Annotated in this window: 1 pseudogene; it reads left to right on the forward strand. The window is 40.8% G+C overall.

Features of this window, described 5'->3' with window-relative positions:
- Positions 1-1,918: 1,918 nt before the first annotated feature.
- A pseudogene (locus tag AC6ER9_RS04785) lies at positions 1,919-19,522 on the forward strand (hypothetical protein); the annotation flags it as partial.
- Positions 19,523-19,628: the final 106 nt, after the last annotated feature.

Raw genomic sequence — 19,628 nt, forward strand, 5'->3', positions numbered from 1 at the left:
AGCCTTTATTTTATATTGGTCGGAATGAGAGATTGATGGTTAGAGTATAATGAGCACAAGAGTATAATGAGCACAGATGATACAATAGAGTCGATGAACCTGTTTCAAGAGTGGTCGCTATAACAAATCTTTTACGATCACAACTGTAATACTGTAATCTTCCGTTCATGAATTTTGTTGCAAAAAAATCACATTAGAATCCATAATGATATCTTTTTTCTTGAAAAGACTCATTTTGTCTTGCTATTTTGTTGAAAGACCGATAGGGCTGAATACAGTGTATTAGTAAGACTCATTTTGATGGAATGGATTCCAAAAGGGGGGTAAGTAATGTGTAAATATAAAGAATATATCACAAAAACATGTATGTATTATCACACAATACTTAAAGAAAAGGCCTAGATAAAAAGCCAAGCACTTAATAAAAGCTTAAACCTTTAATATTATAACCTTCTCTATTTCACTTATTATTAAGATTACTAGAGAATAATACTCCCTACCATGGCTAAATATGCACGAAAAAACGCACTAAAACTTATTATGAAACATTTTATAACAATTACCACAAGTAAAAAATATTAACACACAACCTTTTTTTAAAAAGTTAGGCAACAAAACAACATACCAACAATGACTAAACTCTAAATATGTTATTTTTATGTCCAAAAAACATACAAAACAGAAAGACAAAAGACTCAAAACGTTCACACTTTGTCAAAAAGTGTTTTTTACCTAAGAGCTTAAACAGAATGCTAATGCTGAAATGTGTCTTTTTTATGTTTAAGAGTTTTTTTTGTTTGGGGAGATTATGATGACAAAAATATTGAGCATATGGACGGCAAAAAGTTTAAATTTAGCTCGACTGTCTTTTATGAAGGCATTTTTTTTGGTTTTGGCAGTCGTATTTTTATCAAATATTTCTCCTAGCCTTTTAAGGGATGCTGTTTCAAAAGAAACACTTCAGGCAACTGTTCAAAAAAGCAGGGAGGGTGATCCACAAAGTTTTACTGCTGTCGGTAATAACAATGACAATGTTTTGGATGTTTCCGATATATCAAGGGAGAGTTATTTAACGGCGCTGAATACAGCGCTAACATCAAAAAAGAATGCTTCGAGTGACGCTTCTAATGACTATGTGAATTTTCTCATCAACACTCTTTTAAAGAGCAGTAATACACCTCCTTTAAAGAGCAGTAATACACCTCCTATCGTGAATGTTTTAACAACACAGGGCGATTCTGTGCAAGTTGTTATACAAGATCTACTGAAAGCAGAGAGCAAGAAAAAATTCCCACAATTTGCGAAAGCTGCCGATGTTGAAGCGTTCAATCTTCCTATCGGCAGGCAAGCCACGAGTCTGGCCAATAATATTGGTGAAAACAATCAAATCTTGAATATCTCAGCGCTTAAAGCGGGTAAGGGAGGATACGAAAGCGCAAGTAGTCCCGGTAATGAGACTCCTGTGATGCGCGTTTTAGTCGATAGGATAGAGATAGGCAACGGAGGAGTATCCGCACAATCTGAGGGAAGTATTGTGATAGGTATTGGCGAGATCTTCCGTGGTGTAGATGGTAAGAGTTACTCTCCGCCAGTTATAGGTGAAGGGAGTAGCACTTCGGTGTTGATCGGTACTGCTGGTTCAATTCGATCCAACTCTAATAATGGCGTCGCTTTAGGTTATGGCACAATGATAAATGCGAATTCTCCGGCTGGTACGGCATTGGGTAGTTCGGCTTCTATTGGTCTTAATACAAGGTTTGCTACGGCTGTAGGTCAGCTAGCTAAGGTGGCAGAAAGGACTGAGGGCGCTGTTGCTTTGGGCGCGTGGTCACTGGCGAACAGAAGAGCAGGGGAAGCTGGATTTGACCCCAAAACTGGTGGAATCTCAAAAGTTTCAAATTATATATGGAAAAGCACCATGGGTGCAGTGAGTGTTGGTAGTTCTGTTGATCGTAGTACGCGACAAATTACCGGAGTAGCAGCGGGCACGCAAGACACCGATGCCGTCAACCTTGCACAGCTAAAAGCAGCAATGGGGATAATAGTAAAGCCTCCAGAAGGGCCAGAAAATCCAGAAAAGCCAGAAAAGCCAGAACAAGGGGCCGGCGGGGCTCTAAAAGGTTTAGTTATTGACACATCGGATACAGCATTTACAGATCCTGTAGCCAGTGCTCAAAATTCCGCTGCTCTTGGTTCATTTGCTGCGGTTGCTAAAGGGTCCGACTATTCGCTTGCCTTCGGTTCGTTTTCTGGTGTTGGTGAAGCGTCTAGGATGTCGCTTGCCTTTGGTACGTTTGCCACAATTGGTAAAAACTCTAATCAATCATCTGCCCTTGGTTTTTCAGCCAAAATTGGTGATAATACCGAGAATGCGTTGGCCTTTGGTGCTTCAGCCACAGTTGGTGACAATGCCAACTATGCGATGGCTCTTGGTAGTGAAACAAACGTGTCAGTTGAGGACGGTATTGCATTAGGTTCACATTCTATCGCTGATGTTAGCGCTGGTATTGCAGGGTATGACCCAATCACCAAAACAGGCTCAACAAACGCAGATAAGGCATGGAAATCTGGTTATGCTGCACTCAGCATTGGGAATATTAAGGAAGGCAAAACACGACAAATTACCGGATTAGCAGCAGGTACTCAAGATACTGATGCCGTCAACGTTGCACAGCTAAAAGCTGTAGCAAAGTCTGCCGGTGGAAGCTGGAAGTTTGTAGGTGTAAATAGTGATGGTGATTCCACAGTAATAGATGTTAATTCAGATAACAATCTAACCCTTGAGGCTGGTTCTAATGTAACGCTTAGCAAAGCATCCAAAGGAATAAAAATAGACTTGAGTGATATTCTCACAGTAAAGGGCATAAATTTAGGAAAAACGACACTAACAGAGAGCGGTTTAATATTTGAAAATGGTCCACAAATAACCAACACTGGCATTAATGCTGCAAATCAAAAAATTACGGGAGTAGCAGCCGGTGCTGAAGACACTGATGCCGTGAATTTTGGACAGTTAAGCAAAACCAAGGAAGAGGTCCAAGAACAAGTAGCAGAAAAAATTCAAGAAGTTGAAAAACAAGTTGCATCCAATAGCTTTGTTAAACAAAATTCCGAAACAAGACATATCACCATTGGTAAGGAAACAGATGGTGATAAAATCGATATTACCAATAAAGATGGTGGTGCTCGGATTGTTTCTGGGGTGAAGAATGGTATTGCAGAAACTGATGCAGTAAATTTTGGACAGTTGCAGAAAATTCAAACAGAAGTCACAGAGCAATTGGCTGCTAATAGCTTTGTAAAACAAGATTCCAATACAAGAGACATCACTATTGGTAAAGAAACAGATGGCAATATAATTAATCTTCAAAACAAGAATAATGAGAACCGAACCCTTTCTGGTTTGACAGGTGGGACAATCTCTAAAGATTCACATGATGCGGTAAATGGTTCTCAGCTTTTTGAGACCAATGATACGGTTGCGAAGTATTTTGGTGGTGATGCTAAGTATGAAAATGGCACATGGACCGCTCCTACTTTTAAGGTTGCATCAGTTGATGATAATGGTAATGTAACCACAAATACATACAATGATGTTGCTTCAGCGTTTGCAGGAGTTGGTGCATCTTTCACGAATATTGAGAATAAAATTATCAATGACATTAATAAAGGGATCGAAAAAACTAAAAGCGATGCTTTATTATGGAATGATGATGCCGGAGCGTTTGTAGCGCAACATAGTACAGCTGGCGAAGATCAGAAAAAAATCAATAGCAAGATCACGTCTCTGCAAGCAGGAACTATTTCAGAAACTTCCACCGATGCGATCAATGGTTCTCAACTTTACACTTTGGGTAGCGATGTTGCAAAATCTTTAGGGGGTAATGCAAGTTACGAGAATGGCACATGGAAAGCCCCTACTTTTTCGGTCTCATCAGTTGATGATAATGGTAATGTAACCACGAATACATACAAGGATGTCGCAACAGCCTTTGCTGGTGTTGGTACCTCTTTCACGAATATTGAGAATAAAATCACCAAGGATATTAATAAAGGGATCGCACAAGCCAAAAGCGATGCTTTATTATGGAATGAAGAACAAAACGCCTTTGTAGCCAAGCACAAAAAGGCTGAAGACGAAGAAGGTGCAGAAAAAACCGCAAGCAAGATAACGTCTCTCGCACAAGGTGATATTAACGCCGATTCCACTGATGCAATCAATGGTTCTCAACTTTATACTTTAGGGAGCAATGTCGCAAAATCTTTAGGGGGTAACGCAAGTTATGAGAATGGTACATGGAAAGAACCAAGTTATACGGTCTCATCCGTTGATGGTGAAGGTAATGTAACCACGAATACATACCAGAATGTTGCAGATGCCTTCACAGGTGTTGATAGCAACTTCAAAAATGTCGTTAAAAACGTTGATAAAAAAGTCGATGATGTAAAAAAAGGCTTTGATGAGAAAATCAATGATATAACAGCAGAAGTTCAAGGTGATTCCTTGCTGTGGAGCACGGAAGATAAAGCCTTTGTAGCCAAGCATAAAAAGGCTGGAGATAAAGAAGGCAATGAGAAAGTTGCAAGCAAGATCACGTCTTTGCAAGCAGGAACTATTTCAGAAAATTCCACTGATGCAATCAATGGTTCTCAACTTTACACTTTGGGTAGCGATGTTGCAAAATCTTTAGGGGGTAATGCAAGTTACGAGAATGGCACATGGACCGCTCCCAAATTCACGGTTAAGACCTTCAGTGAAGAAGGTACGGAAGGTACGAAAGAGTATGACAATGTAGCTTCGGCTTTTTCTGGTATTGATAGCAACTTTACAAATGTCGTTAAGAACGTTGATAAAAAAGTCGAGGATGTAAAAAAAGACTTTGATAAGAAAGTCAAAGATATAACCGCAGAAGTTCAAGGAGATTCCTTGCTGTGGAGCACGGAAGATAAAGCCTTTGTAGCCAAGCATAAAAAGGCTGGAGACCAAGAAAATCAAGATAAAGTTGCAAGCAAAATCACCTCTCTTGCAAATGGCGATATTTCAAAAACTTCCACTGATGCAATCAATGGTTCTCAACTTTTTGAGACCAATGATACGGTTGCGAAGTATTTTGGTGGTGGTGCTAAGTATGAAAACGGTGAGTGGAAAGCTCCTACTTTTTCGGTCTCATCAGTTGATGATAATGGTAATGTAACCACGAATACATACAATGATGTTGCTTCAGCCTTTGCTGGTGTTGGTGCATCTTTCACGAATATTGAGAATAAAATCACCAATGACATTAATAAAGGGATCGCACAAACCAAAAGCGATGCTTTATTATGGAATGATGATGCCGGAGCCTTTGTAGCGCAACATAGTACAGCTGGCGAAGATCAGAAAAAAATCAATAGCAAGATCACGTCTCTGCAAGCAGGAACTATTTCAGAAAATTCCACCGATGCCATCAATGGTTCTCAGCTTCATGCTTTGGGCACGAATGTCGCAAAATCTTTAGGGGGTAATGCAAGTTATGAGAATGGCACGTGGAAAGATCCTACTTTCACGGTTAAGCAGCTTAGTGAGGATGGCACGTTTCAAGATAAGACATACCAGAATGTTGCTTCAGCCTTTGCTGGTGTTGATAGCAACTTCACGAATGTCGTTAAGAACGTTAAGGACCAAGTCGAGGATGTAAAAAAAGACTTTGGTGATAAAATCGATCATATAACCGCAGAAGTTCAAGGCGATTCCTTGCTGTGGAGCACGGAAGATAAAGCCTTTGTAGCCAAGCATAACAATGATGGGGATGAAGAAGGTAAGAAAACCGCAAGCAAGATCACCTCTCTTGCACAAGGCGATATTTCTGCTGCCTCCACTGATGCAATCAATGGTTCTCAACTTTTTGAGACCAATGATACGGTTGCGAAGTATTTTGGTGGTGGTGCTAAGTATGAAAACGGCACATGGAAAGAACCTACTTTTGAGGTCTCATCAGTTGGTACTGATGGTAAGGTAACCACGAATACATATCATGATGTTGCTGCAGCCTTTGCAGGAGTTGGTACCTCTTTCACGAATATTGAGAATAAAATCACCAATGAAATTAATAAAGAGATCGCACAAACCAAAAGCGATGCTTTATTATGGAGTGATGAAGATGGAGCGTTTGTAGCGCAACATAGTGCAGCTGGCGAAGATCAGGAAAAAACCAATAGCAAAATCACGTTTCTGCAGGCAGGAACTATTTCAGAAGATTCCACCGATGCGATCAATGGTTCTCAGCTTCATGCTTTGGGCACGAATGTCGCAAAATCTTTAGGGGGTAATGCAAGTTATGAGAATGGCACGTGGAAAGATCCTACTTTCACGGTTAAGCAGCTTAGTGAGGATGGCACGTTTCAAGATAAGACATACCAGAATGTTGCTGATGCCTTTGCTGGTGTTGATAGCAACTTCACGAATGTCGTTAAGAACGTTGATGACAAAGTCAAAGATGTAAAAAAAGACTTCGATAAGCAAGTAAAAGATATAACCGCACAAGTTCAGGGCGATTCCTTGTTATGGAATGAAGAAACTGGAGCCTTTGTAGCCAAGCATAAAAAGGCTGGAGACCAAGAAAATCAAGATAAAGTTGCAAGTAAAATCACCTTTCTTGCAAATGGCGATATTTCAGAAGATTCCACTGATGCGATCAATGGTTCTCAGCTTCATGCTTTGGGCACGAATGTTGCAAAATCTTTAGGGGGTAGTGCAACTTACGAAAACGGCAAATGGATCGCTCCCAAATTCACGGTTAAGACCTTCAGTGAAGAAGGTACAGAAGGTACGGCAGAGTATGACAATGTAGCTTCGGCTTTTGCTGGTATTGATAGAAACTTCACGAATGTCGTTAAGAATGTTAAGGATGTTGATAAAAAAGTCGATGATGTAAAAAAAGACTTTAATGAGAAAATCGAAGGTATAACCGCACAAGTTCAAGGTGATTCTTTGTTATGGAGTAAGAGTGAAGGGGCTTTTGTGGCCAAACATAACAAGGAGGCGGATGAAGAAGGCCAAGCGAAAACTGCAAGTAAGATTAAGTATCTTGCACAAGGTGATATTTCTGTCACCTCCACTGATGCCATCAATGGTGCTCAACTTTTTGAGACCAATGATAAGGTTGCAAATTATTTTGGTGGTGGTGCTAAGTATGAAAATGGCAAATGGACAGCACCAAGTTATACTGTCTCATCAGTTGATGGTGAAGGTAAGGTAACCAAAAAAGAATACCATGATGTTGGTGCAGCCTTTGCTGGAGTTGATAACAATTTCACAAATATTAAAAATGAGCTTAACCAAGTTGTCAGTGATAGTCTTGTTAAGCAAGCGAAAGAGGGTGGTCTTATTACCATCGGTAATGAAACAGATGGCAATATAATTAATCTTCAAAACAAGAATAATGAGAACCGAACCCTTTCTGGTTTGACAGGTGGGACAATCTCTAAAGATTCAAGTGAAGCGATCAATGGTTCTCAGCTTCATGCTTTGGGCACGAATGTCGCAAAATCTTTAGGGGGTAATGCAAGTTATGAGAATGGCACATGGACAGCCCCTACTTTTGAGGTCTCATCAGTTGATGATGAAGGTAATGTCACCAAAAAAGAATACAAGGATGTCGCAACAGCGTTTGCAGGAGTTGGTACCTCTTTCACGAATATTGAGAATAAAATCACCAATGAAATTAATAAAGAGATTACAAAAACCAAAAGCGATGCTTTATTATGGAGTGATGATGCCGGAGCCTTTGTCGCACAACATATTCAAAAATCCGAAGGTGATACTGAAGTCAAGAGTAACAGCAAAATCACCTTTCTTGCACAAGGCGATATTTCTGCCACCTCCACCGATGCGATCAATGGTTCTCAACTTTATACTTTGGGTAGCAGTGTTGCGAAATCTTTAGGGGGTGATGCAGCTTACGAGAATGGCAAATGGACCGCTCCCAAATTCACGGTTAAGACCTTCAGTGAAGATGGTACGGAAGGTACGAAAGAGTATGACAATGTAGCTTCGGCTTTTTCTGGTATTGATAGCAACTTTACAAATGTCGTTAAGAACGTTGATAAAAAAGTCGATGATGTAAAAAAAGGCTTTGATGAGAAAATCAATGATATAACAGCAGAAGTTCAAGGTGATTCCTTGCTGTGGAGCACGGAAGATAAAGCCTTTGTAGCCAAGCATAACAATGATGGGGATGAAGAAGGTAAGAAAACCGCAAGTAAGATTAAGTATCTTGCACAAGGCGATATTTCTGCTGCCTCCACTGATGCAATCAATGGTTCTCAACTTTTTGAGACCAATGATACGGTTGCGAAGTATTTTGGTGGTGGTGCTAAGTATGAAAACGGCACATGGAAAGAACCTACTTTTGAGGTCTCATCAGTTGATGATGAAGGTAATGTCACCAAAAAAGAATACAAGGATGTCGCAACAGCTTTTGCTGGTGTTGATAGCAACTTCAAAAATGTCGTTAAAAACGTTAAGGACCAAGTCGAGGGTGTAAAAAAAGGTTTTGATGAGAAAATCAAAGATATAACTGCAGAAGTTCAAGGAGATTCCTTGCTGTGGAGCACGAAAGATGAAGCCTTTGTAGCCAAGCATAAAAAGTCTGGAGACGAAGAAGGTGCAGAAAAAACCGCAAGCAAAATCACCTCTCTGCAAGCAGGAACTATTTCAGAAAATTCCACTGATGCAATCAATGGTTCTCAACTTTACATTTTGGGTAGCGGTGTTGCAAATTATTTTGGTGGTGGTGCTAAGTATGAAAACGGCACATGGAAAGAACCTACTTTTGAGGTCTCATCAGTTGGTGCTGATGGTAAGGTAACCACGAATACATATCATGATGTCGGTGCAGCGTTTGCAGGTGTTGGTGCATCTTTCACGAATATTGAGAATAAAATCACCAATGACATTAATAAAGGGATCGCACAAACCAAAAGCGATGCTTTATTATGGAATGATGATGCCGGAGCCTTTGTAGCCAAGCATAACAAGGCTGGAGATAAAGAAAGCGATGAGAAAGTTGCAAGCAAGATCACGTCTCTTGCAAATGGTGAAGTTTCTATTACGTCAACCGATGCGATCAATGGTTCTCAACTTTATACTTTGGGTAGCAGTGTTGCGAAATCTTTAGGGGGTAATGCAGCTTACGAGAATGGCAAATGGACCGCTCCCAAATTCATGGTTAAGACCTTCAGTGAAGATGGTACGGAAGGTACGGCAGAGTATGACAATGTAGCTTCGGCTTTTGCTGGTATTGATAGCAACTTTACAAATGTCGTTAAGAACGTTGATAAAAAAGTCGAGGATGTAAAAAAAGATTTTGATGATAAAATCGAAGGTATAACCGCACAAGTTCAAGGCGATTCCTTATTGTGGAGTAAGCGCGAAGGAGCTTTTGTAGCCAAACATAACAAGGATGGGGATGAAGAAGGTAAGAAAACCGCAAGTAAGATTAAGTATCTTGCACAAGGCGATATTTCTGCTGCCTCCACTGATGCAATCAATGGTTCTCAACTTTTTGAGACCAATGATACGGTTGCGAAGTATTTTGGTGGTGGTGCAAATTACGAAAATGGCAAATGGACCGCTCCCAAATTCACGGTTAAGACCTTCAGTGAAGAAGGTACGGAAGGTACGGCAGAGTATGACAATGTAGCTTCGGCTTTTTCTGGTATTGATAGCAACTTTACAAATGTCGTTAAGAACGTTGATAAAAAAGTCGAGGGTGTAAAAAAAGACTTTGATGATAAAATCAAAGATATAACTGCAGAAGTTCAAGGAGATTCCTTGCTGTGGAGCACGGAAGATAAAGCCTTTGTAGCCAAGCATAACAATGATGGGGATGAAGAAGGTAAGAAAACCGCAAGCAAGATCACCTCTCTTGCAAATGGCGATATTAATAACACTTCCACCGATGCGATCAATGGTTCTCAACTTTTTGAGACCAATGATACGGTTGCGAAGTATTTTGGTGGTGGTGCTAAGTATGAAAACGGCACATGGAAAGAACCTACTTTTGAGGTCTCATCAGTTGGTGCTGATGGTAAGGTAACCACGAATACATACAATGATGTTGCTTCAGCGTTTGCAGGTGTAAGTAGCTCTTTCACGAATATTGAGAATAAAATTACCAATGAAATTAATAAAGAGATCGCACAAACCAAAAGCGATGCTTTGTTATGGAGTGAAGAACAAAGTGCGTTTGTAGCGCAACATAGTACAAAAGTTGGAGAAGAACAGAAAAAAAACAATAGCAAGATCACGTCTCTGCAAGCAGGAGCTATTTCAGAAGATTCCACTGATGCCATCAATGGCTCCCAGCTTCATGCTTTAGGGAGCAGTGTCGCAAAATCTTTAGGGGGTGGTGCAGCTTACGAGAATGGTGCGTGGAAAGAACCAAGTTATACGGTCTCATCCGTTGATGATAAAGGTAATGTAACGACGCAAGAATACCATGATGTTGGTGCAGCGTTTGCTGGAGTTGATAGCAACTTCACGAATGTGGTTAAGAACGTTAAGGACCAAGTCGATAGTGTAAAAAAAGACTTTAATGAGAAAATCGAAGGTATAACCGCACAAGTTCAAGGCGATTCTTTGTTATGGAGTAAGAGTGAAGGGGCTTTTGTGGCCAAACATAACAAGGAGGGGGATGAAGAAGGCCAAGCGAAAACCGCAAGTAAGATTAAGTATCTTGCACAAGGTGATATTTCTGTCACCTCCACCGATGCAATCAATGGTTCTCAACTTTTTGAGACCAATGATACGGTTGCGAAGTATTTTGGTGGTGGTGCTAAGTATGAAAACGGCACATGGAAAGAACCTACTTTTGAGGTCTCATCAGTTGGTGCTGATGGTAAGGTAACCACGAATACATACAATGATGTTGCTTCAGCGTTTGCAGGTGTAAGTAGCTCTTTCACGAATATTGAGAATAAAATTACCAATGAAATTAATAAAGAGATCGCACAAACCAAAAGCGATGCTTTGTTATGGAGTGAAGAACAAAGTGCGTTTGTAGCGCAACATAGTACAAAAGTTGGAGAAGAACAGAAAAAAAACAATAGCAAGATCACGTCTCTGCAAGCAGGAGCTATTTCAGAAGATTCCACTGATGCCATCAATGGCTCCCAGCTTCATGCTTTAGGGAGCAGTGTCGCAAAATCTTTAGGGGGTGGTGCAGCTTACGAGAATGGTGCGTGGAAAGAACCAAGTTATACGGTCTCATCCGTTGATGATAAAGGTAATGTAACGACGCAAGAATACCATGATGTTGGTGCAGCGTTTGCTGGTGTTGATAGCAACTTCACGAATGTCGTTAAGAATGTTAAGGACGTTGATAAAAAAGTCGAGGATGTAAAAAAAGACTTTGGTGATAAAATCGATCATATAACTGCAGAAGTTCAAGGTGATTCCTTGCTGTGGAGCACGAAAGATGAAGCCTTTGTAGCCAAGCATAAAAAGTCTGGAGACGAAGAAGGCCAAGAGAAAACCGCAAGTAAGATTAAGTATCTTGCACAAGGCGATATTTCTGCTGCCTCCACTGATGCCATCAATGGTGCTCAACTTTTTGAGACCAATGATAAGGTTGCAAATTATTTTGGTGGTGGTGCTAAGTATGAAAATGGCACATGGACAGCCCCTACTTTTGAGGTCTCATCAGTTGATGGTGAAGGTAATGTAACCACGAATACATACAATGATGTTGCTTCAGCGTTTGCAGGTGTAAGTAGCTCTTTCACGAATATTGAGAATAAAATCACCAATGAAATTAATAAAGAGATCACAAAAACCAAAAGCGATGCTTTATTATGGAGTGATGATGCCGGAGCCTTTGTCGCACAACATATTCAAAAATCCGAAGGTGATACTGAAGGAGAAGGTGTCAAGAGTAACAGCAAAATCACCTCTCTTGCACAAGGTGATATTTCAGAAACTTCCACCGATGCGATCAATGGTTCTCAACTTTATACTTTAGGTAGCAGTGTTGCGAAATCTTTAGGGGGTGATGCAGCTTACGAGAATGGCAAATGGACCGCTCCCAAATTCACGGTTAAGATCTTCAGTGAAGATGGTACGGAAGGTACGAAAGAGTATGACAATGTAGCTTCGGCTTTTTCTGGTATTGATAGCAACTTTACAAATGTCGTTAAGAACGTTGATAAAAAAGTCGATGATGTAAAAAAAGGCTTTGATGAGAAAATCAATGATATAACAGCACAAGTTCAAGGCGATTCTTTGTTATGGAGTAAGAGTGAAGGGGCTTTTGTGGCCAAACATAACAAGGAGGGGGATGAAGAAGGCCAAGCGAAAACCGCAAGTAAGATTAAGTATCTTGCACAAGGTGATATTTCTGCCACCTCCACTGATGCGATTAATGGCTCCCAACTTTATACTTTGGGTAGTGGTGTTGCAAAGTATTTTGGTGGTGGTGCAAGTTACGAGAATGGCAAATGGACAGCACCAAGTTATACGGTCTCATCCGTTGATGATAAAGGTAATGTCACCACGAAAAAATACCATGATGTTGGTGCAGCCTTTGCTGGAGTTGATAACAATTTCACAAATATTAAAAATGAGCTTAACCAAGTTGTCAGTGATAATCTTGTTAAGCAAGCGAAAGAGGGTGGTCTTATTACCATCGGTAATGAAACAGATGGCAATATAATTAATCTTCAAAACAAGAATAATGAGAACCGAACCCTTTCTGGTTTGACAGGTGGGACAATCTCTAAAGATTCAAGTGAAGCGATCAATGGTTCTCAGCTTCATGCTTTGGGCACGAATGTCGCAAAATCTTTAGGGGGTAATGCAAGTTACGAAAACGGCGAGTGGAAAGAACCAAGTTATACGGTCTCATCCGTTGATGGTGAAGGTAATGTCACCACGAAAGAACACCATGATATTGGCTCAACAGTTACAGATCTTGATAAAAGTATTAATAGTGTCAATGACCATTTATCGAATACTGTTAAGGATTTTGATAAGAAAGTAGAAGAAGTTTCTAAAGGTGTTAAAGATGATGCCTTGTTGTGGGATAAGGCTAAAGGAGCCTTTGTAGCGACACATGGCGAAGAAGGTAAAGAGAAGACGGCAAGTAAGATCACGTCTCTTGCCAATGGTGATATTAGTGCAAGCTCAAGCGATGCTATAGCCGGTAATCAGCTCCATGCCTTGGGTGACAGTGTTGCGAAGTCATTAGGAGGTGGTGCTCATTATGAGAATGGCGTGTGGACAGCCCCAAGTTTCACGGTCTCATCAGTTGATGATGAAGGTAATGTAACCACGAATAAATACCAAGATGTCGCAACAGCTTTTGCAGGTGTTGGTACATCTTTCACGAATGTTGTTAAGAGCGTTGATGAGAAAGTCAAAGATGTTAAGAAAGACATTGATGATAAAATTGACGAAACGACAAAAAAGATTGAAAACAATATCACCCATATTACAGAACAAGTCCAAGGCGATGCGTTGCTGTGGAGCAAGGATGATGGAGCTTTTGTTGCCAAACATAACAAGGATGGAGATGAAGAAGGCCAAGCGAAAACCGCAAGTAAAATTAAATATCTTGCACAAGGTGATATTTCTGCTGCCTCCACCGATGCCGTCAATGGCTCTCAGCTTTTTGAGACCAATGATAAGGTTGCAAATTATTTTGGTGGTGGTGCTAAGTATGAAAATGGCACATGGACAGCCCCTACTTTTGAGGTCTCAGCAGTTGATGATAAAGGTAATGTCACCAAAAAAGAATACAAGGATGTTGCTTCAGCGTTTGCTGGTGTTGGTACCTCTTTCACGAACATTGAGAATAAAATTACCAATGAAATTAATAAAGAGATCGAAAAGACCCAAAGCGATGCTTTATTATGGAGTGATGAAGATGGAGCGTTTGTAGCGCAACATAGTACAGCTGGCGAAGATCAAGAAAAAACCAATAGTAAGATCACGTCTCTTGCCAATGGTGATATTAGTGAAAGCTCAAGCGATGCTATAGCTGGTAATCAGCTTCATGCTTTGGGCACGAATGTCGCAAAATCTTTAGGCGGTAATGCAAGTTATGAGAATGGTGCGTGGACAGCCCCAAGTTACACAGTCTCATCAGTTGATGATAAAGGTAATGTAACGACGCAAGAATACCATGATGTTGGTGCTGCGTTTGCTGGTGTTGATAAAAATTTCACGAATGTCGTTAAGAATGTTAAGGACGTTGATAAAAAAGTCGATGATGTAAAAAAAGGCTTTGATGAGAAGATCAAAGATATAACCGCAGAAGTTCAAGGTGATTCCTTGCTGTGGAGTAAAGAATCCGGAGCCTTTGTAGCTAAGCATAAAAAGGCTGGAGCTGAAGAAAGCGATGAGAAAGTTGCAAGTAAGATTACGTCTCTCGCACAAGGTGATATTTCTGCTGCCTCCACTGATGCGATCAATGGTTCTCAACTTCATGGTTTGGGTAGCGATGTTGCAAAGTATTTTGGTGGTGGTGCAACTTACGAGAACGGCACATGGACAGCCCCTACTTTTGAGGTCTCATCAGTTGGTGCTGATGGTAAAGTAACCACGAAAGAATACAATGATGTTGCTTCAGCCTTTGCAGGTGTTGGTACCTCTTTCACGAATATTGAGAATAAAATTACCAATGAAATTAATAAAGAGATCGAAAAGACCCAAAGCGATGCTTTATTATGGAATGATGAACAAAGGGCCTTTGTAGCACAACATAGTACAGCTGGCGAAGATCAAGAAAAAACCAATAGTAAGATCACGTCTCTTGCAAATGGTGATATTAGTGAAAGCTCAAGCGATGCTATAGCTGGTAATCAGCTTCATGCCTTGGGCACGAATGTCGCAAAATCTTTAGGGGGGAATGCAAGTTATGAGAATGGTACGTGGACAGCCCCAAGTTATATTGTCGCATCAGTTGATGGTGAAGGTAATGTAACCAAGAATGAACACCATGATATTGGCTCAACAGTTACAGATCTTGATAAAAGTATTAATAATGTCAATGACCATTTATCGAGTACTGTTAAGGATTTTGACGATAAAATTGAAAAAACGACGAAAGAAATTCAAAACAATATCACTAATATTACAGAGCAGGTTCAAGGTGATGCATTGCTGTGGAGCAAGGATGATGAAGCCTTTGTTGCCAAGCATGGTGAAAAAGGCAAAGAGATGGCAAGTAAAATCACGTCTCTCGCACCAGGTGATATTAATAACACTTCCACTGATGCGATTAATGGTTCTCAGCTTCATGCCTTGGGTGACAGTGTTGCGAAGTCTTTAGGAGGTGGTGCTAGTTATGAGAATGGTACGTGGACAGCCCCAAGTTTAAAGGTCTCATCCGTTGATGATGAAGGTAAGGTAACCACGAACGAATACCAAGATGTCGCAACAGCTTTTGCTGGTGTTGGTACCTCTTTCACGAATGTCGTTAAGAGTGTTGATGAGAAAGTCAAAGATGTAAAACAAGACATTGATGATAAAATTGACGAAACGATAAAAAAGATTGAAAACAATATCACCCATATTACAGAGCAGGTTCAAGGTGATGCGTTGCTGTGGAGCAAGGATGATGGAGCTTTTGTAGCCAAGCATGGTGAAGAAGGTAAAGAGAAAACGGCAAGTAAGATCACGTCTCTTGCAAATGGTGACATTAGTGAAAGCTCAAGCGATGCTATAGCTGGTAATCAGCTTCATGCCTTGGGCACGAATGTTGCGAAATCTTTAGGAGGTAATGCAAGTTACGAAAACGGCGAGTGGAAAGAACCAAGTTATACGGTCTCATCCGTTGATGGTGAAGGTAATGTCACCACGAAAGAACACCATGATATTGGCTCAACAGTTACAGATCTTGATAAAAGTATTAATAGTGTCAATGACCATTTATCGAATACTGTTAAGGATTTTGATAAGAAAGTAGAAGAAGTTTCTAAAGGTGTTAAAGATGATGCCTTGTTGTGGGATAAGGCTAAAGGAGCCTTTGTAGCGACACATGGCGAAGAAGGTAAAGAGAAGACGGCAAGTAAGATCACGTCTCTTGCCAATGGTGATATTAGTGCAAGCTCAAGCGATGCGATCAATGGTTCTCAGCTTCATGCCTTGGGTGACAGTGTTGCGAAGTCTTTAGGGGGTGGTGCTAGTTATGAGAATGGTACGTGGAAAGAACCAAGTTATACGGTCTCATCCGTTGATGATAAAGGTAATGTAACGACGCAAGAATACCATGATGTTGGTGCAGCTTTTGCAGGTGTTGGTACATCTTTCACGAATGTCGTTAAGAGTGTTGATGAGAAAGTCAAAGATGTAAAACAAGACATTGATGATAAAATTGACGAAACGACAAAAAAGATTGAAAACAATATCACCCATATTACAGAGCAGGTTCAAGGTGATGCGCTGCTGTGGAGCAAGGATGATGGAGCTTTTGTTGCTAAGCATGGCGAAGAAGGTAAAGAGAAAACGGCAAGTAAGATCACGTCTCTTGCAAATGGTGATATTAGTGAAAGCTCAAGCGATGCTATAGCTGGTAATCAGCTTCATGCCTTGGGCACGAATGTCGCAAAATCTTTAGGGGGGAATGCAAGTTATGAGAATGGTACGTGGACAGCCCCAAGTTATATTGTCGCATCAGTTGATGGTGAAGGTAATGTAACCAAGAATGAACACCATGATATTGGCTCAACAGTTACAGATCTTGATAAAAGTATTAATAATGTCAATGACCATTTATCGAGTACTGTTAAGGATTTTGACGATAAAATTGAAAAAACGACGAAAGAAATTCAAAACAATATCACTAATATTACAGAGCAGGTTCAAGGTGATGCATTGCTGTGGAGCAAGGATGATGAAGCCTTTGTTGCCAAGCATGGTGAAAAAGGCAAAGAGATGGCAAGTAAAATCACGTCTCTCGCACCAGGTGATATTAATAACACTTCCACTGATGCGATTAATGGTTCTCAGCTTCATGCCTTGGGTGACAGTGTTGCGAAGTCTTTAGGAGGTGGTGCTAGTTATGAGAATGGTACGTGGACAGCCCCAAGTTTAAAGGTCTCATCCGTTGATGATGAAGGTAAGGTAACCACGAACGAATACCAAGATGTCGCAACAGCTTTTGCTGGTGTTGGTACCTCTTTCACGAATGTCGTTAAGAGTGTTGATGAGAAAGTCAAAGATGTAAAACAAGACATTGATGATAAAATTGACGAAACGATAAAAAAGATTGAAAACAATATCACCCATATTACAGAGCAGGTTCAAGGTGATGCGTTGCTGTGGAGCAAGGATGATGGAGCTTTTGTAGCCAAGCATGGTGAAGAAGGTAAAGAGAAAACGGCAAGTAAGATCACGTCTCTTGCAAATGGTGACATTAGTGAAAGCTCAAGCGATGCTATAGCTGGTAATCAGCTTCATGCCTTGGGCACGAATGTTGCGAAATCTTTAGGAGGTAATGCAAGTTACGAAAACGGCGAGTGGAAAGAACCAAGTTATACGGTCTCATCCGTTGATGGTGAAGGTAATGTCACCACGAAAGAACACCATGATATTGGCTCAACAGTTACAGATCTTGATAAAAGTATTAATAGTGTCAATGACCATTTATCGAATACTGTTAAGGATTTTGATAAGAAAGTAGAAGAAGTTTCTAAAGGTGTTAAAGATGATGCCTTGTTGTGGGATAAGGCTAAAGGAGCCTTTGTAGCGACACATGGCGAAGAAGGTAAAGAGAAGACGGCAAGTAAGATCACGTCTCTTGCCAATGGTGATATTAGTGCAAGCTCAAGCGATGCGATCAATGGTTCTCAGCTTCATGCCTTGGGTGACAGTGTTGCGAAGTCTTTAGGGGGTGGTGCTCATTATGAGAATGGCGTGTGGACAGCCCCAAGTTTCACGGTCTCATCAGTTGATGATGAAGGTAATGTAACCACGAATAAATACCAAGATGTCGCAACAGCTTTTGCAGGTGTTGGTACATCTTTCACGAATGTTGTTAAGAGCGTTGATGAGAAAGTCAAAGATGTTAAGAAAGACATTGATGATAAAATTGACGAAACGACAAAAAAGATTGAAAACAATATCACTAATATTACAGAGCAGGTTCAAGGTGATGCATTGCTGTGGAGCAAGGATGATGAAGCCTTTGTTGCCAAGCATGGTGAAAAAGGCAAAGAGATGGCAAGTAAAATCACGTCTCTTGCAAATGGTGACATTAGTGCAAGCTCAAGCGATGCGATCAATGGTTCTCAGCTTCATGCCTTGGGTGACAGTGTTGCGAAGTCTTTAGGAGGTGGTGCTCGTTATGAAGGTGGACAATGGAAAACGCCAGACTTCAAGGTTACGACAGTCAAGGAAGATGGGAGTAATGTTGAAGAGAAATATGAGAATGTTGCTGAAGCGTTTGTAGGTGTTGGTAGCTCTTTCACGAATATTAAAAATGAGCTTAACAAAGCGATTAGCCAAGTGGTTAGTGATAGTCTTGTTAAGCAGGATGTTGATACGAAAGTCATCAAGATAGGAGCAGAAAAAGGTGGCAGCACTATTAGTATTGCCAATAGTGGCGATGCACCACGGACGCTTTCAGGTGTGAAGGCAGGAGCGCTTTCGGCAGAATCAAATGATGCGGTCAATGGTTCACAACTTTATTCAATGAGTAATACACTAGCGACCTATTTTGGTGGAGGTGCTGGCTATAAGAATGGAGAATGGAGCCAACCCAACTTCAAGGTTACCACAGTCAAGGAAGACGGCAGAGGTGTTGAAGAGAAAAGCTATGATAATGTGGCAAAAGCCTTTGCAAGTGTAGGTACTTCTTTCACCAATCTTCATAATGAGCTTAAGAATGAGATTAACCAAGTTGTGGGTGATAGTCTTGTTAAGCAAGATTCTAAGACACATGTTATTAGTGTAGGAGGAGAAAAGAGCGGTACTGAAGTTAACTTTGCCAATATTGATGGTGCCTCACGGACGCTTTCAGGTGTGAAGGCAGGAGCGCTTTCGGCAGAATCGAGTGATGCAGTTAATGGTTCACAGCTTTTTGCCACCAATCAACATGTGAATACTGTATCTGATGATTTACAAACAGCAGCTATGGATATAGCGAAATCGCTTGGTGGTGGTGCTGAATATAAAGAAGGCCAATGGAAAGCGCCAAGCTTTAGAGTTAAAACCATTAAGGATGATGGTCATTCTGGAGAAGAGGATTATGCGAGTGTATCTGAAGCGTTTGCTGGTGTAGGGACTTCTTTCATCAATCTTCATAATGAGCTTAACAAAGCTATTAGCCAAGTTGTCAGTGATAGTCTTGTCAAGCAGGATTCAGACAGTAAGGTTATCCGCATTGGTTCAGAGAAAGAGGGTACAGAAATCAGCATTGCCAACAGTGAGGGTGCAGCGCGTAGTCTTTCTGGCGTAAAAGCGGCAACAGTTTCAGAAGGCTCGACAGAGGCAGTGAATGGTGGTCAGCTTTATTCTTTAAATCAGACGTTAGCAACGTATTTAGGAGGTGGTGCGAAATATGAAGAAGGTCAATGGACTGCACCTACTTTCACATTAACCAGCTTCAATTCTGATGGGAGTTCAGAAGAGAAGAGCTATAATAATG

This window comes from Bartonella sp. SL317 (assembly GCF_059687655.1).